Annotated in this window: 20 protein-coding genes, 1 other RNA gene and 4 pseudogenes; 19 read left to right on the forward strand and 6 right to left on the reverse strand. The window is 38.7% G+C overall.

What is annotated here, in order from left to right; translation table 11 throughout:
• The first annotated feature begins 197 nt into the window (after positions 1-197).
• From NLX67_RS21020 to NLX67_RS21035, 4 genes are read left to right on the forward strand one after another with little or no spacing between them, the layout of a single operon-like run.
• Positions 198-2,264: a BglG family transcription antiterminator gene (locus NLX67_RS21020; RefSeq protein WP_254313368.1), complete on the forward strand. Its 2,067-nt coding sequence runs from the start codon at positions 198-200 to the stop codon at positions 2,262-2,264.
• The gene (locus tag NLX67_RS21025; RefSeq protein ID WP_254313369.1) at positions 2,261-2,527 is read left to right on the forward strand and encodes a PTS sugar transporter subunit IIB; all 267 of its coding nucleotides are present in this window, start codon (positions 2,261-2,263) and stop codon (positions 2,525-2,527) included. Before NLX67_RS21020 ends, NLX67_RS21025 begins: the two co-directional genes overlap by 4 nt.
• A gap of 15 nt (positions 2,528-2,542) precedes the next feature.
• Positions 2,543-2,812: a PTS sugar transporter subunit IIB gene (locus NLX67_RS21030; RefSeq protein ID WP_254313370.1), complete on the forward strand. Its 270-nt coding sequence runs from the start codon at positions 2,543-2,545 to the stop codon at positions 2,810-2,812.
• Positions 2,813-2,840: 28 nt separating this feature from the next.
• Positions 2,841-4,109, forward strand: coding sequence for a PTS ascorbate transporter subunit IIC (locus tag NLX67_RS21035; protein WP_254313371.1), 1,269 nt, complete (start codon positions 2,841-2,843; stop codon positions 4,107-4,109).
• A 477-nt stretch (positions 4,110-4,586) separates the two neighbouring features.
• On the opposite strand, the gene NLX67_RS21040 is transcribed toward NLX67_RS21035, so the two are convergent.
• Positions 4,587-6,794: an SEC-C metal-binding domain-containing protein gene (locus NLX67_RS21040; RefSeq protein WP_254313372.1), complete on the reverse strand. Its 2,208-nt coding sequence runs from the start codon at positions 6,792-6,794 to the stop codon at positions 4,587-4,589.
• A 278-nt stretch (positions 6,795-7,072) separates the two neighbouring features.
• Here NLX67_RS21040 and NLX67_RS21045 point away from each other — a divergent pair.
• A pseudogene (locus NLX67_RS21045) lies at positions 7,073-7,346 on the forward strand (molybdate ABC transporter permease subunit); the annotation flags it as partial.
• A gap of 155 nt (positions 7,347-7,501) precedes the next feature.
• Here the strand turns inward: NLX67_RS21045 and NLX67_RS21050 are convergent.
• Both NLX67_RS21050 and NLX67_RS23375 read right to left on the reverse strand, forming a co-directional pair.
• On the reverse strand, positions 7,502-8,335 hold the full coding sequence (locus NLX67_RS21050; protein WP_254313373.1) for an STAS domain-containing protein: 834 nt from the start codon (positions 8,333-8,335) through the stop codon (positions 7,502-7,504).
• A 252-nt stretch (positions 8,336-8,587) separates the two neighbouring features.
• Positions 8,588-8,785 (reverse strand): annotated as a pseudogene (locus NLX67_RS23375) (helix-turn-helix domain-containing protein); the annotation flags it as partial.
• A 128-nt stretch (positions 8,786-8,913) separates the two neighbouring features.
• Between NLX67_RS23375 and NLX67_RS21060 the strand changes: the two are divergent.
• The 7 genes and pseudogenes from NLX67_RS21060 to NLX67_RS21090 all read left to right on the forward strand — a co-directional run bounded on the left by NLX67_RS21060 (position 8,914) and on the right by NLX67_RS21090 (position 12,144).
• Positions 8,914-9,138, forward strand: a complete 225-nt coding sequence (locus NLX67_RS21060; protein WP_254313374.1) for a helix-turn-helix transcriptional regulator — start codon at positions 8,914-8,916, stop codon at positions 9,136-9,138.
• Positions 9,139-9,310: 172 nt separating this feature from the next.
• Positions 9,311-9,481 (forward strand): hypothetical protein, encoded by a 171-nt coding sequence (locus NLX67_RS21065; protein WP_254313375.1) that lies wholly within the window; start codon positions 9,311-9,313, stop codon positions 9,479-9,481.
• A gap of 360 nt (positions 9,482-9,841) precedes the next feature.
• Positions 9,842-10,078, forward strand: coding sequence for a YqaJ viral recombinase family protein (locus tag NLX67_RS21070; protein ID WP_254313376.1), 237 nt, complete (start codon positions 9,842-9,844; stop codon positions 10,076-10,078).
• Positions 10,079-10,209: 131 nt separating this feature from the next.
• A pseudogene (locus tag NLX67_RS21075) lies at positions 10,210-10,623 on the forward strand (RusA family crossover junction endodeoxyribonuclease).
• A 395-nt stretch (positions 10,624-11,018) separates the two neighbouring features.
• Positions 11,019-11,207 carry a DUF3954 domain-containing protein gene (locus NLX67_RS21080; protein WP_254313377.1) on the forward strand — a complete coding sequence of 63 codons (189 nt, stop codon included), beginning with the start codon at positions 11,019-11,021 and terminating at the stop codon, positions 11,205-11,207.
• Between the two features lie 320 nt (positions 11,208-11,527).
• Entirely contained in the window at positions 11,528-11,920 is a 393-nt protein-coding gene (locus NLX67_RS21085; RefSeq protein WP_254313378.1) for a hypothetical protein, read from the forward strand.
• Positions 11,878-12,144, forward strand: coding sequence for a hypothetical protein (locus NLX67_RS21090; RefSeq protein WP_254313379.1), 267 nt, complete (start codon positions 11,878-11,880; stop codon positions 12,142-12,144). The genes NLX67_RS21085 and NLX67_RS21090 overlap by 43 nt, the downstream gene beginning before the upstream one ends.
• A 938-nt stretch (positions 12,145-13,082) precedes the next feature.
• Here NLX67_RS21090 and NLX67_RS23380 read toward each other — a convergent pair.
• The 3 genes and pseudogenes from NLX67_RS23380 to NLX67_RS21105 all read right to left on the reverse strand — a co-directional run.
• Positions 13,083-13,166 (reverse strand): annotated as a pseudogene (locus tag NLX67_RS23380) (YjcZ family sporulation protein); the annotation flags it as partial.
• A gap of 863 nt (positions 13,167-14,029) precedes the next feature.
• Positions 14,030-14,224: non-coding RNA, 6S RNA (ssrS, locus tag NLX67_RS21100), on the reverse strand.
• Between the two features lie 740 nt (positions 14,225-14,964).
• Positions 14,965-15,561, reverse strand: a complete 597-nt coding sequence (locus NLX67_RS21105) for a YesL family protein (RefSeq protein WP_254313381.1) — start codon at positions 15,559-15,561, stop codon at positions 14,965-14,967.
• A 599-nt stretch (positions 15,562-16,160) separates the two neighbouring features.
• On the opposite strand from NLX67_RS21105, the gene NLX67_RS21110 reads away from it, so the two are divergent.
• The 7 genes from NLX67_RS21110 (at position 16,161) to NLX67_RS21140 (ending at position 23,343) form a co-directional block, all read left to right on the forward strand.
• Positions 16,161-16,994, forward strand: coding sequence for an AraC family transcriptional regulator (locus NLX67_RS21110; protein WP_254313382.1), 834 nt, complete (start codon positions 16,161-16,163; stop codon positions 16,992-16,994).
• 101 nt (positions 16,995-17,095) lie between these two features.
• Positions 17,096-17,761, forward strand: a complete 666-nt coding sequence (locus NLX67_RS21115; RefSeq protein WP_254313383.1) for a ThuA domain-containing protein — start codon at positions 17,096-17,098, stop codon at positions 17,759-17,761.
• 20 nt (positions 17,762-17,781) lie between these two features.
• Positions 17,782-18,876, forward strand: coding sequence for a Gfo/Idh/MocA family protein (locus NLX67_RS21120; protein ID WP_254313384.1), 1,095 nt, complete (start codon positions 17,782-17,784; stop codon positions 18,874-18,876).
• Positions 18,877-18,891: 15 nt separating this feature from the next.
• Positions 18,892-20,085, forward strand: coding sequence for a Gfo/Idh/MocA family protein (locus NLX67_RS21125; RefSeq protein WP_254313385.1), 1,194 nt, complete (start codon positions 18,892-18,894; stop codon positions 20,083-20,085).
• Between the two features lie 91 nt (positions 20,086-20,176).
• The gene (locus NLX67_RS21130) at positions 20,177-21,466 is read left to right on the forward strand and encodes an ABC transporter substrate-binding protein (RefSeq protein ID WP_254313386.1); all 1,290 of its coding nucleotides are present in this window, start codon (positions 20,177-20,179) and stop codon (positions 21,464-21,466) included.
• Positions 21,467-21,540: 74 nt separating this feature from the next.
• Entirely contained in the window at positions 21,541-22,491 is a 951-nt protein-coding gene (locus NLX67_RS21135) for a carbohydrate ABC transporter permease (protein WP_254313387.1), read from the forward strand.
• A gap of 12 nt (positions 22,492-22,503) precedes the next feature.
• The gene (locus NLX67_RS21140; RefSeq protein WP_254313388.1) at positions 22,504-23,343 is read left to right on the forward strand and encodes a carbohydrate ABC transporter permease; all 840 of its coding nucleotides are present in this window, start codon (positions 22,504-22,506) and stop codon (positions 23,341-23,343) included.
• The last annotated feature ends 774 nt before the right edge of the window (positions 23,344-24,117 follow it).

The following is a 24,117-nucleotide window of genomic DNA, read 5'->3' on the forward strand; positions in this document are numbered from 1 at the left end:
CACTTCTACTATATAAAAAATAGCAGTACAGACCAATGCCTTGATCTGTACTGCTAATCTTAGTATGTTTTGTGTCCAAATTATTGACTCAAATCCAGTATATTGTTGTGCAGACGCCAGGCCAATAAAAGGACTCATAAACAATACCTTTTCACTAGCAGGTGAGTTATCGTAGAAGCAGGGAGAGGGTAGATAAAATGTTTTTAGATGAAAGAAGCGCTGCTTTACTAAAAATTTTACAAAATTCGCCCAACTTAAAAATGAAAGAACTTGAAGCCCAGACTGGTCTTACAAGAAGACAAATCCAATATAGTCTAGGAAAAGCGAATGACTGGCTTCAATTGCAAGGTTATAGACTAATCCGTCATGATCGGGAATCAGGCTATTTTCTACCTGAAAAAATTCCGAATGAACAGGTGAACATACGGTTAACAAAACGGACTTATGCTTTTTCAGAGACGGATAGAGACAAAGTATATAGTCTTATGATCTTGCTTAGTCAGGAAGAATTGTCTGTCTACCATTTTCAATCAGTAACTGGCCTTTCAAGAAACACAGTATTAAAAGATTTGCAGCGCCTAAAGGAGAAATTGCAACAAACAAAGCTTGTTCTTCAATATTCTAAACAAGCTGGGTACATCATAAAAGGTCGAAACCGGCTGAAAAGGTATGTGGTTGAACAATTAGTGCATGATGTATTAAATAGTTCAAACAGCCAGTTAATTATTGAATGTGTATGGGGCGATAATAAAAAGCAAATTGGTTCCATTCGGCTTCACCTTGAGCGGATGGAACATGAACTTGGGATTATTTTTACGGATGAACGTTTGCAGGAACTGACATATTTGTTTTTATGTACGGACCAGCTTATCAATAAAGGCGAAGAACTAGATGAAGATAAGAACTGGACTCCTTTTGTTGCGGCTGAGGAATATAAAATGATTGAACAAATGGTTAAAACAAATGCTTTTCAATCAGAATGGAACCAAACAGAAAAGTTATATGCAACTTTACATTTATTAAGTATGAATCGAACAAAAGACATTTCGCCTCTTGAAGAGGATAAAGTTATTTACACTCTGTTGCAGAAGATTACAGAAGAATTTGAGCGATTAGCTTGTGTTCATTTGCAGGAAAAAGAACTTTTTTTTCAACAGTTATACATTCATTTTAAACCAGCGTATTACCGTTTGAAATATGGACTTCTACAAACGAATCCAATGACAGAGCGGGTGCAGAAAGTTTATCCTGAACTGCATCATATGGTCAAAAAATCGTTAGTGTTACTAGAAAAAGAGATTGGCGGTTCAATACCTGAAGATGAAGCCGCATACTTTACTCTACATTTTGGCGGATGGTTACGAAGACAAGGGACAACATTGGATGACCGAAAAAGAGCGATTGTTGTCTGTCCAAATGGAGTAGGAATCAGTAATATTCTCATTTATACACTGAGAGAATTGTTTCCGGATATTTTATTTTTAGATGTTCTATCCGTTCGGAATGCAGCTGAATATCCATTATCGTACGATTTAGTTTTTTCAACCGTACATTTAAGAACAGGAGCCACTTTGTTTGTTGTTCCGGCTATTTTAGAAGCAAAGGACAAACATAAGCTGCGGCAACAAGTTATACAGGAACTATATGGTTATACAATACAAAATGTAAATGTTTCAGCCTTGCTTAAAGTGATCTCTAAGTACGCAACGATTCATGAAGTGGATCAACTTGAAAAGGCGCTTGAATCAAATTCATATAATTATACATCAAAAACAAATAATTATTCCTTAGAGGAGGCAGGAAAACCAGTGTTAGAACAATTAATCAATTTACAAACGATTCAGATACAAAAACGTGTTTCAGATTGGAAGGAAGGAATTAAAGTTGCTGCACAGCCTCTCATTGATTTAGGAACTATCGAAGATCGATATGTAGATTCTATTATCGAAGCTCTTGAAACGAACGGACCATATATGGTCATTACACCTGGAGTGGCTATTCCACACTCGCGTCCAGAACATGGGGTTCGCTCTTTATCTATGAGTTTGCTGAAATTAGATGAACCTGTAAATTTCGCGCCAGATAAACCTGTTCAGCTAATTATTGTGTTAGCTGCTGTAGATAATGATTCACATTTACGTGCATTAATGCAACTTACTCAATTATTGAGTGAACCAGCTAATATCGAAGAGATGGTAAACGCTTCGGATAAATCTATGCTTATGGAATACGTTCATAAATATTCAAAGGAGGAAACAAAATGAAAATCATGGTAGTTTGCGGAAATGGATTAGGCAGCAGCTTTATTATGGAGATGAACGTAAAGAAGGCACTAACTGAAATGGGAAAAACGGCAGAAGTAGACCATACAGATTTAACGTCAGCAAAAACAGTAAATGCGGATATTTTTCTAGGAGCGGCTGATATCGTCGGCCAGCTTGATGATGGGACTCGTACAATTGTTACGCTGGAAAATATGATGAGCATTCCCGAAATTACATCTAAACTACAACCACACTTAGGATAAAAAGGAGAGATATTCATGACGAAAATCATGGTAGTTTGCGGAAATGGATTAGGCAGCAGCTTTATTATGGAGATGAACGTAAAGAAGGCACTAACTGAAATGGGAAAAACGGCAGAAGTAGACCATACAGATTTAACGTCAGCAAAAACAGTAAGTGCTGATATTTTTCTAGGAGCGGCTGATATTGTCGGCCAGCTTGATGATGGAACACGTACGATTGTTACGCTTGAAAATATGATGAGCATTCCTGAAATTACATCTAAACTACAACCACATTTATCATAAAATTAGAATTCAAAGGGGATAGAGTATAATGCTAGACATTATTATGAAAGATATTTTAGGCACACCTTCCATACTGGTAGGTCTTTTTGCCCTCGTCGGGTTGCTTCTTCAGAAAAAATCCAGTGCTGATATTGTATCTGGAACACTAAAAACCGTTATGGGTTTTATCATCATTGGAGCTGGTGCTGGCGTTCTGATCGCCGCATTAGATATATTCGGTCAAATGTTTAATCACGCCTTTAATGTTGATGGTGTTATTCCGAACAATGAAGCGATTGTAGCAGCCGCACAAAGTAACTTTGGTACATCTACCGCACTTATTATGGTCTTTGGTATGATCGTAAATATTCTATTGGCTCGTTTCACACCATTTAAATATATTTTTTTAACAGGCCACCATACACTTTTCATGGCGTGTTTGATTGCAGTGGCCCTGTCAGTGGGTGGTCTTCAAGGTATTGGTCAAATTGTTATTGGGTCTGTTTTGCTTGGGTTATGTATGGTCCTTTTCCCCGCTTTGATTCAGCCGTATGTCCGTCAAATAACGGGTAGTGACGATTTTGCCATTGGTCATTTTGGTTCAATTGGTTACTTTGTTTCAGCTACTGTAGGGAAATGGTTTGGTAATAAAGAAAAAACGACTGAACAGCTTAAAGTACCAAAATCGTTAGGTTTTCTGCGGGATACATCTGTTGCCGTATCATTAACGATGACAATATTCTTTGTAGTTGTAGCGCTCTTTGCTGGCCAAAATTATATTGAAACAGAGCTTTCTGGCGGTTCTAACTTTATCGTATTTTCTTTTATACAGGCGATTACGTTTGCTGCTGGTGTCTATATTATTCTTGCCGGTGTTCGGATGTTGATTGCAGAGATTGTTCCTGCCTTTAAAGGAATTGCAGATAAGATTGCTCCTAATACAAAGCCAGCACTAGATTGTCCAACTATTTTTCCTTTTGCACCAAATGCCGTCATTATTGGATTCTTATTTAGTTTTTTAGCAGGGCTTTTGTCAATGTTTATTCTTCCTTTAGTAGGGTTAAAAGTTATTGTTCCGGGACTTGTACCTCATTTCTTCACAGGAGCCGCTGCGGGTGTATTTGGAAATGTTACCGGCGGTCGTCGCGGAGCAATGTTGGGCTCATTCGCCAACGGTGTCATTATAAGTTTTCTTCCAGCTGTTTTATTAGCATTATTAGGAGATGTAGGATTTAAAGGTACAACATTTGGCGATTCAGACTTTGGTGTAGTTGGTACCTTAATAATCGGCATTATGAAACTTTTAGGACTAGCCTAATTAGCGTATGCATCTATTTTAATGAAGAATATTTTGAAAATTCTGCACTAACAAAAAGCAGGTATAGGTCTAGGGACCACAAAAACACTCGCTGTAAAAGCAGGAAGAAAATCATCCGGCATTAACAACCTTGTTTGGATAGGAGAATCCGTAGCGAAAGCTGCGAAATTATCAGATTTAGGGAATAAAGATTTAATAAAACCCATTGTTATGTCTCCGGTATTTTATACCAATTACATGGATATTCATAAGGGGGAAAATGAAAATGCAGAATCCTTTTCGAGCAGCAGTTATAGTAGTGATTATGGTACCTATTATCATGGAGACTTAATTATTCCAAATTTCAATGATTGGATTAATGATGGGATGAAAGACTAAAGCAATTTCCTATCTTTATCTTTTCTCAAATAAATTTAGTAGCCTTCTGTTGTCTAAATCGATAGAAGGCTACTGTGTTTTCAAGATAATTAAACGATTTTATTTTCTGAGTACACCAGATCCACAACATTTTTTATACTTTTTGCCGCTATCGCAAGGACATGGTTCATTTCGTCCGACCTTCACTATTTGAGAGGGAGTTGTAGATCCAAATATTTCAGTATCGATATTTTCATAAGGATCTTTGGTTAAACTATAATCAAAAAAATTAATTATATAATCTTCCTCTTTAAACCTGACCAGGGGCTTGTACACACCTTCATAATATTTAATAAAAGGCCTAATTGCTACAGGAGCTTCAAGAAAATCTATAAATTCCTCGACTGAAGGATAGTTTTCTTTCCATAGGTTTTGGTAATTTGATTCGTTTATTTTTGTTCCACCTATGGAAACACCCTTAATATTCGGTGACATAAAGAATTTTAATAATGATGATGAATCAATTATTTCTACCCCTTGCCGAACTACTGTGGAGAAGTCAAAAATATTTGTACAGATTAATTTTATAATTTTATTAGGGACTTCATCTGGTAACTCAAAACTACACTGCTCCTTTATTTTCTCCCAGTCTTTCTTTATAATATTCTCTCTCCTGTTAACCTGCTCAATTCCAAAATCGATTGTCTTTAATGCGTTTCTCTTTTCTTTATCTGAAAATGGTCTTTGTAAATGTTTAAATTCAATTAATAACAAGTAGTCTTCAAACAACCCAATAAAATCAAATTCAACATCCCGGTCATCATAAGCCATAAATTCAATTTTATTGGTATTAACTTGAATATGAGGATTATATGATAAAATAAACCTCAATTCTCGCTCGAAATCTATACCTTTGTCTGCGATTTTTATTCCTAACTCGGAAACCAATATTTCAATTTTTCGCGCGACGTTGTTTTGTAAAATTAAAGTTGGACAAAAAATCAACATGTTTCTCCCGACATATACCAGTGGTTTAGAAAAAATATCTAAACGTGGCTCACCATAAAAAGTAAAGATGTTGATAATTTTTTCTGCAATTCCGTACTCAACATCATACAGCTGGGATAGCTGCGCAATTAAATCTTTCTTATCGAGTATAGGAGCTAACTTTTTATATTGACTCTTATCCTGTTGATTAAAGTCCTTATATACCGCTCCCTGATAAATGTGCGCAAGCGTAGCAAGATATTCTGCTCCTATAAAGAGATCAGTAATTTTTATGCCATCCCATTCAATATCAAAGTAAATATCATCTAATGATTCAAGGAGAGAGTTAAGTGCATTTTTGATAAATACAGTAGCTTTGAAAAAATCTTTTTTGTTTAACTGGAACAACCCTTCTGTATTGCTTACATCTAGCTTTTTTGATATTTCCTCACAATAGTGGACTGACTCTGTATTTTCTTTTACATACTGAGCATGTTTCTTATTGAGGTTAATATGATCGCGGTAACCATATCTATCAATTGCAATTCTTTCCTTCATAAAGTCTTCTTTGTTTTTAGGGAAGAACAAATATTGTCTTAGCTCTGTTTCGGGTTCTTCCTTAAACTTAACTTCCCATTCTCTATACTTGAATTTCCCCCAAAGATCTACAAGAAGATTTCTTTGATGCGACAAGTAAAAAATTTCCTCAAAGCTTGCATCCCCGTAAGGAGTAATATCGCCATGATCAAAATCCACTGTCTTTTCAATTGTACGGCGACCTTTATAGTATAAAAGTCTAAATAAAGTGTCTGCACTTTCAATTAAAGATTCTAGTCTATCGGTTTCGGATATCTTGATTTCTCCTTGACCATCAGTTGAAAATTTAGCCACCGCCGATTCCATACCAGTAAAGAAACCTTTATCATTAGAGTTTTTCTCTTTAGATAATCTTTGTTGATCCTCAATATAAATACAATACATTTGCAGTTGTTCCGGTAAAGAGAATTCAGAATAAGTATTCTTCCCTACTATCTCTGAGTTGCTCTTCGCATTTTGATATATAACGTTAATTGCATCAGTGATTTGGGCTGCTTGACTAAAGAATTTATAGAATTCACCTTGCTTCCCCATAATTTCTTTTCCAGCAAGAAGCATCGCTTTCGTAAGTGTATCTACCTTTTGATCCGTAGTAGTCCTTTCAAATGGTTCAGGTAGGCTGCTACTCAAAAGTAAACTTTTTTTAAAATTTTCAGGGTTTTCATTGAATGTGTTAATAAGTATTTCGGCAGCTGTATCTACATCGTGCCTATCAAATGCTTCTTTTAGATTGTTTAAGTCCATTCTTCATACTCCTTGGTCCAAAAAAGTAATATTGATCTGTCTTATGGAAAGTATGACAAAAATTACTAGCAGAACCTTATATTTCAGATATTACACATTAATAAGTTTTTCTTGGATTGTTAACACTAAATCATATAACTTTCTTAAGGGACGATCGTTTTCTTAAAGTCATCGTTATATTTTTTGCCTGCAGGTTTACGTTCCAATTCGGACACATCCTCTCAAAAATAATTGTAAGGACTTAATTAAACTGTGTCCATGAAACTATACTAACTCCAGGGGCAAATGAATTCACCTTATTTATTTTTGTTGCGATTCCTCTTGCACTTAAATCCATTGTTTCGGGTGGGATACTGAGTTTTGCAAGAGCATTAGGTGAGTTTGGAGCCACACTCATGTTTGCAGGGAACATCCCAGGGAAAACACAAACAACGCCAACAGCCATCTATATAGCCATTGACTCAGGTGATATGCAAATGGCTTGGTTATGGGTAGTGAGTATGATTTATTTCATTTTTTATGTTGATCTGCGTAAACCTAATGAAGTCTTAAAATTAAACATATAAATGCTATTCTTTCATTAAAGGAAAGAAACCCCGATTCCCTTTGTAAATCATGCAGGAATTGGGGTTTTTTCATATGAAATCTCTTAACGTTGTAAATCCGCATTTTCCTGACGGGACCCCAAGGAGAAGAGAGGCAGCTTATTATGGCATGATTTTGTTAGCAGAGATAGCGTTTTTTAAAGTGCCTTTTACGTTAAGTTGATTCAGGCAAATACCTAAATTCACCATAGGAATTGCAAGGGCAGGACTTATGCCAGTATACGTCGTAGATATGCCAGTAAGATCGAGTGAGGCATTTAATTGGAATAATTGATTGATGGCCAGAGTATCAATGCGAGGGACTCCAGATAGATCTATAATCAACTCTTCAATCCTTAATGAAGTACACTTGGGTAAAACGTTCTCTAGTAACATGTTTGCTCTTTCCGCGTTCAATTCACCGATTAAAGGAAGAATCGCTACTTGATCGGAAAGTGCTACAACAGGAAAAGATACTTCATTAAATGCTTTTTGTGCAACTTTTATCGTTTTCGTATTGTAATTCACATAGGAAACGCTAAAAATTTGAGCTGTTTGATCCAGAATAGCATCAATTATACGACTTACTTTCAAAACGGAGGAGGGGCGCATACTATCGATCTCTACATTTTTCTCGATATAATCCCAAATCACGGTTCGATAACAGCGAACAGTAAGCATTAATTCATCAATTCCTACACCGTACTGAACAGATCCTTCAGCTGTTTGCGTAGCCCAGTCAGCTAACTGGTCAGCTACGTTAGCTTCAGCTTGAACCAAAACCGCTGTTCCAATAAGAACAACTAACTGCGCCCGCCATTTAGTGATAGTGTCATCCGTGAGACCGCTTTCATTAAGAAAAGAAGTATATCGCTTATCCAATTTCTTGCTAATTTCCGTTGAAATCTCAATGTTATTATCTTTTAATAGCTGGCCCGTTGTTTCAAAAAACATCATAGTGACAAACCGCCTTTCTATTTAGAAAAATTTTGACTTCATATTTACTTTTGAAGATAAAAATAATACACGCCGCAGCGTGTTATTTTTTATGTAATTCTCGTTTTTTGACATTCTCCCCTAATTCCTGTAATTCTTCCATCTGTTCCTCTGGTGATTCAGCCATTTCTTTAAAGAACAGATTGAGTTTTGGATTACTGAAGAATTCCATCATTTCTTTTTCATTATTATTTTCAATCGCCAACTTATTCGTAAGGCCTAAAAGATAATCAGTGGTTGTGTCTAAAATATCTGCTAAATCTTTCAGCATTTCATTAGAGGGAGTGCTGTGACCATTCTCGTAATTGCTAATAGTACCTTTTGTTCTTTTGTTGCTTTTACTCGTGTAGCGAGATCCTGCTGAGTTAATTTTTTATTTTTCCGAGCAAGCTTCAATCGGTCAGAGAGCATAGTGAAAGCTCCTTTCAATTAAAGTACAAGAATATTGTACATTAAATCTGAATATAAAGCCTAAAAGTACAAGAAAATTATATTTTTCATTTTAAATACAAGAATCTCATACAAAGGGGGTGAGCATCGTGAAAAATTTAAACCTTGCAAGGGCTAGGAAAGAAAAGGGACTTACACAAGAAGAACTCGCCGAAAAACTTGGATATAGCAAGGCTACAGTATCAAATTGGGAAAATGGATACTCTACGCCCCAACTTACAGATGCGTTTAAAGTGGCAAGTATTCTTGGGAAAGATATAAATCATCTTTTTTTAATTATAAAGTACAAGATTATCATACAAAGATTAATATAGCATAAGGGAGGTGGTAAAGAGGCGTTTTTAAGCCTCACCTTCCACAAACGGCGAAATTTGTTGTCAAAACATCATTACCATTTGAGAATTAAATATTCTTAATAGAGAACAAAGAGAGTTTTGTTGATAACTTTCAGAAATACCGACACATCATGCATAGGAGGTGAAACACATGCCTGCTACAAAGCGAAAGAGAAAAACGAAAGCGCCCAGCACTGAATCTGCTCGAACCACAGAAGAATTAGAAATGGAAATCTTTATTATTGAGAAGATAGTTTATCGATTAAATCAAAAACATATCAAGCTGAAAGTGGTGAAAGTGAAATGGATTGGTTTGCGATAGGAGGATGCATCTTTTTCACAGGAGCTCTTGGTTACTACTGGGGCATGGCAAGCGGGGAGATGCAAGCAGAAAAAAGAACAAAAAAATAACGCCCGCTGATGAAAACATCGGAACGAACGTTAAATGATTTATATCTATATTATACCTCTCTATTAATCGATATGCACTAAGTATTTGTCGATAAATGTCGAAATATTTTCAAGAGCGTGAAGCTGAATATGCAGTCCAGTACCTGGATGCGTCAGAAAAGCAAGCAGAAGCATGAAAAAGACTCCTGTTAGAGCAGGAGTCGACTGTTTAAAAAAATACCTTATAAATATTGTACTGTACTTCAAAAAATGAATCAAGGAAGTGAAGGATTTGGAAAAAAACATGAACGCCATTTCAACAGTTGATTTAACACGCCATGACTGGCTTATGGAGAGATGTAACGGCATTGGCGGCAGCGATTGTGCTGCCATCGCCGGCGTCAATAAATACAGCTCACCTATGAAAGTGTACCTTGAAAAAACGAATCAGATCGAGTTGGAAGAAATTCCCACTGTGAACAGGAAGGATTTGAAGACGGAAGTGAGGCTGCTTATTTTGGTGTATTGAATGAAGATCTAGTCGCAAAAGAGCATGGATACCGGTCTTGGTCCTGTCTGTAAGAAAAAGCAGGCTGAGGAAGAAGCACAGGCGGAATTTGAACGGAATCAATTAACGATCGATGAGGTGCTGAACCAATGATCATTCAATTCGCTGTTTTCGGGGAACGGGTCGCACAAGGCCGGCCTCGCACCGGGAAGGATTTGAACGGAAACACCGTTTTGTACGATCCAGCAAAATCACGAAACTTTAAGCAATATGTAAAATTAGCAGCTTCACAACATCGTCCAGAAAAGCTTTTCAAAGGACCGCTGAAAGTCACCGTAAAAGTGTACAAGCCAATGCTTCAGAGGTTCAATAAATAGAAGCTGGCTGCCGCAGAAGCAGGCATGTTCCGTCCGGTCACAAAGCCTGACGTGGACAATTACATGAAGGGCATTAAGGACGCGCTGAATAAGGTGATTTGGAAGGAATGACAGCCAGGTGGTGGAACTGACTGTTATAGCGAAACGCCACGGTTTGAAGTGCTCATTGAAGAATTAGAGCAGGGGTGATCAGCAGTTGACACATTATGTATAGCAAAAAAAAATAGACAGTTCCTGCTTCTTCATCTTGAATGATTATTGAAAGTGTTCCAACTAACCTTTTTAAGAACACATGATAACAAATCTATTTGCTGATTAATCATGACCCGATAACGATTTTCCGAGACAGAAATTTCTAATTTCAATTGCATAAGCCTGTCTAGGTCTCTCTGAAAAAGGAAAATTTCATTATTAGTCAGCATAGGGGCTCCTTTCTATTCCTTATTTACTCTGTTGTAAATACCTTTTATTTATAAATATTAAACATATATTAGGGAAAATAATAATAAAAAAGCCGAGAAAATGTCCCCGGCCTGTTTCAATATTACTCGCAATTCTATTTTAACAGACTGGGGGCGTCCGAGGTGAAAAAAACAAACATGGATCTAAAAATGACAGCGGAGATCGACCTCATGGAAAGAGCGGCATATATCGTGAAGGATGGGTTATTAAAAAGGCTGCCTAATCCGGAAAGCGAGCATGGAAAACAAATTATTAATTGGCAGGGCAACAAACCTTGTTATGCCAAGCTGGAAACGGATATTAAATTTTAATCGATAGTTGAACGAAACTGGCTAAGGGGGTGAAAATTAAAAATGAAATCTAAATGCCATTCTTTATTTTTGGATATTCACTAGTAACTTTTGTAGTGCAACGTTACTTTTCCGAAACACAACAGCAAAAGAAAGGTTGCACGCTGCACGTTTGATACATAAGGATTTAAGGCGAATTACTCGTTTGTAGTACTGCACCCTTTTTAAATTAAATCCCCTTATGATTTAGATATATTTCCGAACCGAACACAAAAAGGGTGCATCCCTCTAGTAAAACCTGGTATTTTTTTCAAAACAAACAAATAAAAGAAGGTGGGGGCATGAATGGCTATGGAAGTGGATTGTACGGAAGCGGCGGTATGAAGAGCAAAACATCAGCGGAAGCCTGCCGATCTATCGATATAAGGCGTTGGCAGCGGGAAAAGATGCTGAAACCCGCATCAACGTTTACTTGGGGATGGTTTGATGACAGCGGCGAGACGATGGCCAGCATTAGCGTGATCGTCCGAAAAGAGTATGTAACACTGGCTTATAATGCAAATGGCCAGCCGGTCCGGACAGACATTTTAATTGCCGAAACAAAAACCGGATTTGGCCAGCGGAAATGGTTTTGCTGTCCGGGCTACAGCACTAAAGCAGCGCTTCTTTACGTGAATACTGGATTATTTAAATGCAGAAAGTGCCAGATTTGGCGTACCGCAGCAGCCTGTTGAGCGGCGATATGCAGTATTATCATCGCCAATTAGAAAAGCTTTCTCTTTTGTTAGGATCCAAATACAATGCAACCATCTTATACCCGCCAGAAAAACCAAAAGGCATGCACTGGAGGACATACGAACGGCATGCGCAACGTTATCTGGAATTGGTTGAAAAGCGTGAAGAAGCTTTTATGAAAGGTGCTGAAGCAGTTTTGAAGAGATTCTACAAACACGATTAAGACTCATAAACGGAATTTTCGGAGCGTTTAAAAGAGAAGTATCCTCCTATTTCCCACACCATAAAAAGGTTCTGCAGATTCCGCGGACCCTAAAAAGCATTTAAGCGAAATAACATCAGAAAACTTCAGTTTCTGATGTTTCCGGCTGCTAGTAAAAACAGACAAACCGGACACCCTAAAGAGCATTTCCAGCTTTTTGGGCTGCCCTAAAGATATGGGGAGATTCGGGAGTCACTAAAAGCTCTTTCTCAAAAATGAGTAATAGCTCAGTTAGATCGGCCAGCTCGATGTGTTTTTGTTGACGAATGTTGACCTTCACGCACCTATAGAAACAGAATCGTTAATGGTGGCAATTAGCGGCATGAAGCATTATATGGAAGGGAAAAAGGCCAAGTATCCGCAAAAATATTGGTCCTGATCTTTTATGGTAAGCTTGGAGGTTTACCGCGAAAAATCATATCACAGCAGGGCAGGCAGGACACCTTTATTATCATAAATGTTAGATGATTGAAGGAAAACCTAATTCTGTTTACAGCGCATAAAAAAAGCCACGGAGGTTCCGTAGCAATCAAGGAGGTTTCCTCGGTGCAAATGCCGCAAATACGGCATGTTAAACGTTACCCGCTGCGGAGGAAATATAAACTACACGCAGAAAAGACCGCGAAGGGAATCGCGGCAAAAGAAAAATGTGTAGGGATGGGACTGTATGGCCATCTATTAAAGGTTACCCGCCGCAACAGAAATATAAACCAATATTCCGCAATTTTCGACATGATGCCGCAAAGAAGCACGATTAGCATGAAGTTTTCGCAACGCCAAATAGAACGACTAATCACGTTGGACTGTACGCCAAACACTCGAATCGGATAAAGCGCCATTATTAAGCGATTGAGAACTCTGGGGGGAAGTCGCTGAAATGACGCCTCTGATGATTTAAATTAGTGGCCGCCGCTGAATGAAGCACCAATAATGATTAAAAGAATGAACAACACTACGATCAGTGCAAAGCCACTGCCGTAACCGCCGCCTTCGTAACCACCGCCGCCACCGCCGCCACCGTAACCATGACCGCCACCGTAACCGCCATAACCGCTCCCCGTAACCACTGAAAAGCCCCATATCATTTCAACTCCTTTACAGAAAGGTAGCGAAGCAATTATATAAAAATCAATATCTCTAATATCCCTTAATTGATCTATAATAATTGGTCTATCCTACAAGATATGAACAGAGAAACGTATGGGATTGAGCCTTTGCCCCCACTGATAATCTTTTTTTGTAAAAAGTTAACTCGTTTCATCGACATCACTAGAATCCTGCCTCGACCTCTTAAAAAAATCGGAGGTGCCAATGCAGCAAAATACCCTTATGTTGCATTGGAATATTTGAAATCAAAAAGAAAAAGTTCTTCGGGAAACCTTCATGTCTCGCTAATGATCAAGTACTGGTGCAGTTGTATGAAAACTGTTATGTACATTCCTTTAGCTTTAAGGTTGCAATACCTCGAAATACCGGCATTTATTTCTACAATTTCGTATCGATCTGGTCCAACAGGCATATATAAATTCCCAACTTGTTTTGATGTTTGATACGTCACTCCAAATCTCATTTTCAACACCTCCAGTCCTTTTTTTCTTTTGAACAAACTTATCACCTCCTTTATCTTAATTTTTAGATAAAAAAAGATTTTTTATTCTTTGCGGTAAGTCATGACCTGTAATATAAAGATCAATATCCCGAAAATTTGAAAGGATTTCTCGGAATTGAGGAGATGTCAAAACGGCGTTTTCCGTTCTGATATGTAATGTTGGAGAATGTTGGTGTAACCAATAAATACAGAAAAGACCAGCCCCCCGAAGGAAACTGGTCTGGATTAAAGTTATTAGTATAAGCCGCTTTTGCCGTTGAATAGAAGAAAGTTTTAAACCACCACTCCTCAAAGTGGGTGTTCGCAGAAACCATCCTGCCTGTCCTCATTGGTCAAAAACGAACGAGGCGTGTCATTCCGGATTCAATTTAAAACTCCCTGTTACAGCTTAAAGGTTAAAACTTTATATCGTGACGTACAATGCAACTTGTTTTATATATTACATTGATGGATCGTTATATCCAATGGTAGTTGTTACCCTGAATTCCTAAATGAACCTAACCATTTCATGTATATACGCCGGTTATAAAAAATCAAATTATGACTCTCCGAGTCCCCCAAAAAATAACCTGCTCCAACTTGTCATTTCCGAATTAATAAACGGCTATAAATAGGCAAATAAAAAAGCCCCATTATTAGTGAACTGTGCCCTCTAAAATGGACAGTTTAAAAAAAGCCCGCTGCTTATGCAGCTAGTAGATGGTTCCGGTATTGTGCCGGGGCCATCTTATTTAAATCCCACTGATATCTTCTTACATTATAGGGACTTTTTCAAGTGTCCACTATTCGGGGTACAGTTCAGGAATAAATGTTGGAGCTTTCTTCTATTTAGAAAATAAGAGAAATGGATTTAAAAGCTAAATATATCCAGTTATCTTGCAGGTCGTATACAATGCCCTCATTCAACATACAAAGCTCATTCAACCGTTTCTTGAAACAAACCGTGACGCCTTGAAGCTAGTTTGTCTGCCGCCCTACAGACGCAGCTCAACCTGATGGAAGACGTGTGGAAATGGCAGAAAGAAACCGTCATCTCTAACGTCTTTTTCGGCAGTGTCCAGAAAGTTGTGTTGGCTGTCCTCGCTTTACTCCGCTGCACTAGCGAGCGTTCAAAAGAAATCATCGACCAGCTCTGTGTTAGGATATAAAACTAAATATTCAACTTGCATATATCACCTGTTTAAAGTTATTTTTTGGAATACTTGGTTACAAATGAAAAAAATACAGTATGTTCCAACACTAAAAAGGAATAAAAGTGTTGCTGGTAACCAGATGAACATTGCTCCCATTAAGATGAGAATAAGAATGGCTAAAAAGGCAGCCGGTAAATGACTCATCGATAAAATAAGAGAGTTTTTTAGAATCATGTTCCAATGCAGTTGAAAGTGCACCATTACAGGAAAAATGAAAACTGATACGAGTAATAACAATATCCCTACTAAAACCACCATAGGAATTAATATCATTTTACCTGTAGAATCAAGCTGTGTAATAGTGATAAAATTCATATACAGCAATCCCAGAAAAATTATCCATATCAGCCCTAATAAAAAGCTCTGTCTGAAGTTTTCCTTAAAGCAGCGGAAAAATGTTTGGTAAATACCGGTATCCTTTTTCAAAATCCATTCACGTACAACGCCAAACATTGCTGCCGTTGCTGGGAAAATAGTAACAATTGGCAAGCACATGAAAAGCCAAAGCAGGTTTAAAAGAAAAAAGTTGGAGAGAACTTCAACTGCCGTGAAAAAATTACTTTTAAATGAAATCATTGCAAACACCACCATAATTATTAGAATATTAATACATTTTAAAAAATAGCACATAACATTCAAAAGTGAAAGTAGTTGAAGAAAGATTTTGGTTATTCAAGCATAACAACTGATTAGTCCATGTCTTACTTTTTGGTGGCCGTGCATATATGAGTCTTCTATCACCACTTGAAACTCATCCGGCAGCGGCACTCATTGCTTTTGAATGGCGGGTAGAAGGACAGATTGTGAGTTACCTCTTTTCACTTTGAAAGGATCGGAAATCCCCTCTATGACCTAGATTATAAGAAGATATCGTTCCGATTGATTATTAACAAATAGAAGCTGTAGTAAATTCATCAATAAAAATTTTAGAAGTATTTTTAAAGATGATTCATTCAGTGAAAATGAAAGTTTTATAGTTAGCACTAACAACCAAAGGGTTCCGTGTATTTTGGTATCATAGAAACAAAGGACGGCATTCTGCCATTTTTCCAAACATTTCGGAAGAAGGATTTGAGAAAGTAATTTATGCATTAAGAATTATAACTACAGCCTTTTTTTGACTATTCTTGTGCATATTATGATAGAAGAAATTCGTAAAACAGGGGGAATTAATCATGAAAATTCGGCACGAAAAACTGTCTCTTGAACCGTTTTATCCATTTAATCTTCTATATGGCAGTTTTAAAGAATTTCCGATGCACTGGCATCCAGAAATGGAGATTGTGTTTGTGGAAAAAGGTGAGCAGTGGGTGACACTGCGGGATGCCATGTATCATTTAAAAGAAAAAGACATTCTGCTTATTGGCTCCGGTGAATTGCATTCTTTTCCGTACCAGCCATCAGAAAGCAAGTTAATCATTCTTCATGTAGGCAAAACCATCTTCGCCCCGTATTCTGACCAGTTGTTTAATAGTGAATGTGTTTCCCCTCTGATCAATCTGGATCATTATGAGCAGGAGCCCTATTATTTGGTTCGGAAAAGCATTGAAGCGATGCATGATTATTACTTCACTCGGTCTGAAGGAAGCGAATTATTTTTAAAAGCGGAAATTTATCAGCTGGCCGGTTTAATTAAAAAATATGTTCCGATGAAACCGTTAATGAACGACAAAAAAATGAAAAGACTGGAACAGCTGGCAAAGCTGGGTCATGTGCTCGCATATATCGAAGAACATTTTGATCAAGATATCACACTTGAACAAGCCGCCGATCTTGCGGGATTTAGCCCCTATCACTTTTCACGTGTATTTAAAAAATTAACGGGCATGAATTTTGTGTATTATGTCAATTATAACCGGATCAGAAAGTCGATGATTCTGCTTCAAAACAATGAAGAGCCCATCAGCCAAATTGCTTTTAAAACAGGGTTCAACAGCATTCAAACGTTTAACAGACAGTTTAAAGAGTTAAATGGCTGTTCTCCATCCCAATACCGCCGCAAAAAATGAGTAGTAGAAAACAAATAATATGTAGTAACAATAGAGGATGATTTGTATAATAAAATCCATAACGAAGCAATTATTGAAAAATATGGATGGGGGAAAGTGAATTGAGAAAGGCATTAATTTTTCAAGGAGGCTGGGAGGGGCACGAACCAGCGGAAGTAGCTGAGATTTTGGCAGGTATTTTAAAGGAAGAACAGTTTGACGTCACCATTACGGATTCACTAACAACACTCGAAATAGAAGATTTAACCGTTTATGACTTAATTGTTCCAAACTGGACCCAGGATCAAATTACACGGGAACAGCTAAATCCATTATTGGAAGCGATTACATACGGAGTGGGTCTCGCTGGCCTGCATGGCGGAATGGGAGACAGCTTCCGGACGGAAGTAGATTACCAGTTCATGGTGGGCGGCCAGTGGGTGGCGCATCCGGGAAATGACCATGTGACATATACAGTGAATATCGCAGATCCAAACCAGTCGTTAACGGAAGGAATAAACGATTTTGAAGTTTGTTCAGAACAATACTATATGCATGTGGACCCGGCTGTTACTGTACACGCTACGACCCGTTTTCCAGTTGCCGACGGACCGCACGCGGTAAACGGTGAAGTGGACATGCCTGTTGTCTGGACGAAAAAGTGGGGGGAAGGACGAGTTTATTATTGTTCGCTTGGGCATGTGGCCGAAATTGTCCGGATGCCTGAAGTGATGGAACTAATGAGAAAAGGCATGACATGGGCGGCGCGCAGTCCCCAAAAAGCATAAGCGGGAAAGGTGGAAAACATATGGAAACAACCAAAATAGGGATTATCGGATGCGGCAATATCAGCAGCATTTATTTCGAAAACCTGAAGACAATGAAAGAGGCGCAGGTATGGGCATGTGCGGATTTAGATCGAAACAGAGCCAGCGCTCAAGCGGAAAAATATGACGTGCCACATGCCTATTCAGTAGAGGAGTTACTGAATGACGATGGCATTGATCTTGTCATTAATTTAACGATACCAAGCGTTCATGCAGAAGTTTGCAGGCAGGTGATCCATGCCGGTAAGCACGTGTACGTTGAAAAGCCGCTAACCGCAGATTTAAAAGATGGGGAAGAACTAGTGGCTCTTGCAAAAGAAAAAGGCATCCGTATCGGCTGCGCACCCGATACGTTTTTGGGAGCCGGAATTCAAACATGTGCGAAAGCTGTACAAGAGGGCGTCATTGGACGGCCATTATCAGCCACAGCTTTTATGATGAGTGGCGGGCACGAGAGCTGGCATCCGGACCCGGCTTTTTATTACGCGCAGGGAGGCGGTCCCATGTATGATATGGGACCGTACTATCTAACCGCATTAGTCCAGCTGTTAGGACCAATGCGCCGTGTAACCGGGAGTACCTCAAAGGCATTTGAAGAGCGCATCATTACAAGCGAACCGAAAAATGGCGAGAAAATCCCGGTTGAAACACCTACTCATTTAACCGGAACAATTGATTTTCAAAGCGGCGCTGTTGCAACAATTGTGATGAGCTTTGATATTTTCACACAAACGGATTATCCAAGAATTGAACTTTACGGAACAGAAGGGACATTGCGCGTACCGGATCCAAATACATTCGGCGGACCTGTGCTTTTGCGAAAACGTGGTGAAACAGAATGGAAAGAAATCGAGCTGGTACATCAGTATGATGGAAACTCCCGTGGGATTGGCGTTTTAGATATGGTGTACGGGATTCAAAATGAAAGAAAGCATCGGGCAAACGGACAATTGGCCTTGCATGTATTAGAAGCGATGTACGGGTTTCATGAAGCGGCAGAACGAGGAACGCATTATGAACTGCGAAATGACTGTGAAGCACCGGCCTTAGTCCCGGAAGCAGGAATACAAGAATAAAACGGAGGGATACGCATGCAAAAAAAGAAAGTACGCATTGGCATGATAGGCTATAAATTTATGGGAAAAGCTCATTCCCATGCATACCGTGATGTGCCATTTTACTTTGATTCATCGGTCGAACCCGTTCTGCAGGCTATTTGCGGACGCGATGAAGAAGGGGTAAAAGAAGCGGCTCATAAAATGGGCTGGAACAGTTATGAAACGGATTGGCGCAAACTGATTGAGCGGGATGACATTGATTTGATTGATATCGTAACGCCAAATAACAGCCATGCGGAAATCGCCATTGCGGCTGCGAAAGCAGGGAAGCATGTATTCTGCGAAAAGCCGCTTGCGATGACGCTTGAGGAAGCACAAGAAATGCTCAAAGCGGTCGAAGAAAACGGGGTCATGCACGTAATTAATCATAATTACCGTTTTTCTCCCGCTATTCAATGGGCAAAAAAATTAATTGATGAAGGCCGGCTTGGCAAGATTTATCACGTAAGAGCCACATACCTGCAGGACTGGATTATGGATCCGAAATTTCCGCTCGTCTGGCGTTTAAGCAAAGAAGTGTGCGGTTCCGGCTCGCATGGTGATCTGGCGGCGCACAGCATTGATCTTGCCCGTTTCTTAGTTGGGGAATTCAAAGAAGTGAGCGGGATTTTAGAAACATTTATTAAAGAACGTCCGATTGTCGAAAGCAGTTCCGGATTGTCCGGCAATGCGTCTAGTGATAGTGATACGTATGGGAAAGTCGATGTCGATGATGCGAGCGTATTTCTTGCCCGGTTCCAAAATGGCGCGATCGGCACATTCGAAGCGACTCGTTTTGCAGGAGGAAACCGGAACGGCAACCGGATTGAAATTAACGGAGAAAAAGGTTCGATTCGCTGGGATATGGAAAAAATGAATGAGCTCGATGTTTATTTTCATGAGGATGAACCGGGTCTTCAAGGCTTTCGAACTATTAACTGCACGGAAGAAGTCCATCCATTTGCCGGTGCTTACTGGCCGGCAGGGCATATTATTGGATACGAGCATACATTTATTAACTTAATTGTGGACATGCTTGATTCATTGGGTAAAGGAGAAAATCCAGAACCGAATTTTGTCGATGGGGTCCGGAATCAGGCTGTGCTTGCAGCAGTCGAACAATCATCCGAGACGAAAACATGGATATCAGTTGAAGGTCTTTTGAATAAATCAAAAATCTCCATATAAATATTAAAAGCTTCATTTAGTCACAAGGCGAGATAATATTTCCAAAAAAAGAAAGCGGATACAAAAAAGAGTTATTGGGAGGGAAATGAAAATGGGTAAAAAGTTTAAGTTTCGAAATCTTTTAATTATGGCTTTAAGTGTGCTGCTATTAATTGGGATGGCAGGCTGCCAAGCCGATGATACGGCTGGCGGAAAAACAAAAGACGGGAAGACAAAACTTACTATTTGGGTTTGGCCGGGCATGGGAATTGAAGATCAGATTCAACAGTACGCAAAAGACAACAATATTGAAGTTGAAATACAAACATCAGAATTTGCAGATGTTCATAGTAATCTTACAACCGCTTTGGCAGCCGGAAGCGGCGCACCTGATATCTCCGCTGTAGAAGTAACAGGAATCGAAAAATATAAAAATAATCCAGAATACTTTCACAATCTATATGATTTGGGTGCAAAAGAGGTTCAAGGAGATTACTTAGATTGGAAATGGAAACAAGCTGAAACAGCGGACGGGAAAAACTTGCTGGGACTTCCAACAGATATTGGTCCACAAGCTCTGGCCTACCGTATTGATTTGTTCGAAAAAGCAGGACTGCCAACACAACGTGATGAAGTTACGGCATTATTTAAAACATGGGATGACTATATTAGTGCTGGTGAACAAGTTAAAGAGAAAACTGGAAAAGCCATGATTGATTCAGCTGTTGGTTTATATAGTGTAATTGAAGGACAGGGCGATGAAAAATACTTTGATAAAGACGGCAATGTAATTGTGAAAGATAATCCTAACATCGAAAAGGCTTATAACTATGCGATGGAAGCTATCGATAAAAAACTTGCCCCTGGGTACGACCAATTTTCAACTGAATGGACTACTGGAATGGCCAACGGTGATTACGCTACTGTATTGGCGCCTGCCTGGATGCAGTTGAATATTACACAGAATGCTCCGGATGCAAAAGGGAAATGGGATATTGCCCAAATGCCAGAAGGAGCGGGAAACTGGGGGGGATCGTTCTTAACAATCCCAAAAGAGTCAAAGAATTCAGAGGAAGCTTATAAACTGATTGAGTGGCTGCTGTCTCCAGAACAACAGATGGTTACATTTAAAGAGAAGGGGAACATGCCTTCCACTCCAGCAATCTATGATGATGAAGAATTTAAAAGTTACACAAGTGATTATTTCAATGGCGCTCCTACAGCTCAAATATATGGAGAAGCCGCAAAACAAGTAAAACCGATTATTGAAGGTCCACAATCTCAACAAATTGGCACGATTATTGAAGATGCAATTAACCGGGTGCGTGATGGTAAATCAACTCCTGAGAAGAGTTGGGACCAAGCAATGAAACAGCTTGATCGTGAATTAAAAAGAAATTAGGAATGAAAAGGATCGAAAGTTAGAAACTGGTTAATTACCAGTTTCTAACTTAAAAAATGAAGGGAGGAAAAATTATGTCAAAGAATTTAGCCGTTGGGAAAAAACAAAAAGATGTGACTCTCTCCAAATCAAAACGATTGTTAAAACAAACGACTAAGGATACGATCTCAGGTTATTTATTCATTTCCCCATTTTTCATTTTATTCGGCGTTTTTGGTGTATTTCCTATATTGTATACCGCTTATATTTCCTTTTTTAATTGGAACATACTGGGTACAAAAGAATTTGTAGGGGTACAGAACTATCAGCTGCTCTTCACAGACCCTACATTTTGGACAGCACTAGGGAATACACTTAGCATTTGGGTCCTTTCTACTCTTCCTCAGCTGTTTCTAGCCCTTGTATTAGCAGTTATCCTAAATCAGGCATTCCTAAAAGGAAAACAATTTTTTAGGCTGGTTGTATTTTTGCCCAATATTACATCATTGGTTGCAGTAGCGATAATTTTTGGTGCTTTGTTTGGTGAGACATATGGCATTCTTAACTACTTGCTTTCGCTTGTTAATATAGATCCAATTAACTGGAAAGCTTCCTATTTTGGAACACACGTAGCTATTGCTTCAATGGTAATGTGGAGGTGGATGGGGTACAATGCCATTATTTATTTAGCGGCGCTTCAAAGTATTCCCAAGGAGTTGTATGAAGCAGCTACACTAGATGGAGCAAGCAAAGTGCAGCAATTCTTCAAAATCACTATTCCGATGATTCGTCCAATGATTATTTTTACAGTTATTCTTTCTACCATCGGCGGTATGCAGATTTTCACAGAGCCTTTAATGTTTTCAGGAGCTGGAGGCGGTCCATTAAACCAGGGCCTGACGTTGACATTCTATTTATATGAAGAAGCATTTCTTCGCAACTCATTTGGTTATGCCTCTGCAATTGCCTGGGCGTTATTCCTAATCATTATTCTTTTCTCCATTGTCAATCAAATGATTACCAGTCGAATTAAATCTGTTGATTAAGGAAGTGAAATTATGGAAGAGGTAGGATTAAAATGGTACAGCCCTGGAAGAATAGTCGTTTATGTTGTATTGACGATAATGTCTATATTATCTTTGTTTCCATTCTATTGGATGTTTGTGATTGGTTCAAATAACACAGCGGCCATTAATAAATTTCCGCCGGCAATGTTGCCAGGTTCAGAATTTATGGTAAATGCCCAAAAAGTATTCAGTAACATTGATTTTTTTGCCGCAATTGGCAATACTGTTATTGCTGCAACAGCGGTTACGGTTTCAGTTCTATTCTTTTGTTCTTTAGCAGGCTTTGCCTTTTCTAAATTAGAATTCAAAGGGAAAAAGTACTTGTTTATCTTTGTTTTAGCAACAATGATGGTTCCAACTCAATTAGGGATTATTCCCTCATATATCATCATGAGTAAACTAGGCTGGATTAACAGTTTAAATGCAGTTATTGTTCCGGGAATGGTCAATGCATTTGGTGTTTTCTGGATGAGGCAGTATATCACTGCAACCATCCCCGACGAAATAATGGAAGCCGGGAGAATTGATGGCTGTTCCAATTTCCGTTTATATTGGAATATTGTACTTCCATCGATTAGCCCGGCAGTAGCGACATTAGGCTTAATTACCTTTATGGCTGTATGGAATGACTTTTTATGGCCGCTAGTTGTGTTAAAAGAGCAGAGTATTCAAACGATCCAAATTGCTTTAAGAACCTTAAACGGTGCGTATTTTACCGATTATGCGATGATTTTAAACGGGACTTTCCTAGCAACATTGCCAATACTCATTGTATTTCTTTTATTTAGCAAACAATTTATTGCAGGTTTAACAGAAGGTTCTGTTAAATAAGCACAAATTGTTAAGAATGCAGAATTTTTACCGGTAAAGTGATTTATATGAAAATGAGATTACTTTCTGTATTAGTGGGAAAACCATCTTTAAAAGAAGCTTTGAATTACATTGCACAAGAAGAGCTTAATGAAGTGGAAATTAATATGGGAGAATATCTTCGGAAATCTTATTGAGATGCTGTCTCGCAGCATCTCTTTTATCAAAGCAAAGTCAAGTTGGCTTATTTTTAATAAAATGCCGGGAGGAAAAGTTTCTTCCAGGCATTTTATTTTTTTATACTACGCGGAGTGATTATCCATAATTATATAGACTTCTCCTGCGCAAATGGTGATATTCGTATAAAAAATCAGCCATTTCTGACTGCCAGTCCAGCGGCAGATTATCTTCAAGCGGCTGACGCTGCAACTACGTAAAGGAAAGGATACAAAAGAGCCGTCTTTCTTTCATCTGGTCAAAGAGCTATTAAACAGGACCATAGGCAACCAAGTGCGGCAAACACTGGTTAAAGACCGTATTTGGCCTTTTACCAAACAGCACCAGCACATTGAGGTTCTGCTTGACCCAGCGGAAAAATAATTAATGGCCCAGCGCGCCTTGTACATATCGGTAACTTTTTCGGCAGAGATGTTTATCAGGCTCGTCATCACGTAGATTTCACGACTGTAGCCATCCTGTTTAGGTAATGGAATTGCTTTTTGAATTACCCCCAGTTACTCTCTACGTTCGTTGAACATGGGGGATTCCTAAGTAAAGAAACCTATCGGTTTCTAA

Origin of the sequence: Domibacillus sp. A3M-37 (assembly GCF_024213455.1) — a bacterium.
Classification (GTDB): domain Bacteria; phylum Bacillota; class Bacilli; order Bacillales; family Domibacillaceae; genus Domibacillus; species Domibacillus tundrae.

Excerpts from the sequence above, each read along its gene's own strand:
- NLX67_RS21020 (WP_254313368.1), top strand. The coding sequence starts at position 198 with ATGTTTTTAGATGAAAGAAGCGCTGCTTTACTAAAAATTTTACAAAAT.
- NLX67_RS21025 (WP_254313369.1), top strand. The coding sequence starts at position 2,261 with ATGAAAATCATGGTAGTTTGCGGAAATGGATTAGGCAGCAGCTTTATT.
- NLX67_RS21030 (WP_254313370.1), top strand. The coding sequence starts at position 2,543 with ATGACGAAAATCATGGTAGTTTGCGGAAATGGATTAGGCAGCAGCTTT.
- NLX67_RS21035 (WP_254313371.1), top strand. The coding sequence starts at position 2,841 with ATGCTAGACATTATTATGAAAGATATTTTAGGCACACCTTCCATACTG.
- NLX67_RS21040 (WP_254313372.1), bottom strand. The coding sequence starts at position 6,794 with ATGGACTTAAACAATCTAAAAGAAGCATTTGATAGGCACGATGTAGAT.
- NLX67_RS21050 (WP_254313373.1), bottom strand. The coding sequence starts at position 8,335 with ATGATGTTTTTTGAAACAACGGGCCAGCTATTAAAAGATAATAACATT.
- NLX67_RS21065 (WP_254313375.1), top strand. The coding sequence starts at position 9,311 with ATGCCTGCTACAAAGCGAAAGAGAAAAACGAAAGCGCCCAGCACTGAA.
- NLX67_RS21085 (WP_254313378.1), top strand. The coding sequence starts at position 11,528 with ATGAATGGCTATGGAAGTGGATTGTACGGAAGCGGCGGTATGAAGAGC.
- NLX67_RS21090 (WP_254313379.1), top strand. The coding sequence starts at position 11,878 with ATGCAGAAAGTGCCAGATTTGGCGTACCGCAGCAGCCTGTTGAGCGGC.
- NLX67_RS21105 (WP_254313381.1), bottom strand. The coding sequence starts at position 15,561 with ATGATTTCATTTAAAAGTAATTTTTTCACGGCAGTTGAAGTTCTCTCC.
- NLX67_RS21110 (WP_254313382.1), top strand. The coding sequence starts at position 16,161 with ATGAAAATTCGGCACGAAAAACTGTCTCTTGAACCGTTTTATCCATTT.
- NLX67_RS21120 (WP_254313384.1), top strand. The coding sequence starts at position 17,782 with ATGGAAACAACCAAAATAGGGATTATCGGATGCGGCAATATCAGCAGC.
- NLX67_RS21125 (WP_254313385.1), top strand. The coding sequence starts at position 18,892 with ATGCAAAAAAAGAAAGTACGCATTGGCATGATAGGCTATAAATTTATG.
- NLX67_RS21130 (WP_254313386.1), top strand. The coding sequence starts at position 20,177 with ATGGGTAAAAAGTTTAAGTTTCGAAATCTTTTAATTATGGCTTTAAGT.
- NLX67_RS21135 (WP_254313387.1), top strand. The coding sequence starts at position 21,541 with ATGTCAAAGAATTTAGCCGTTGGGAAAAAACAAAAAGATGTGACTCTC.
- NLX67_RS21140 (WP_254313388.1), top strand. The coding sequence starts at position 22,504 with ATGGAAGAGGTAGGATTAAAATGGTACAGCCCTGGAAGAATAGTCGTT.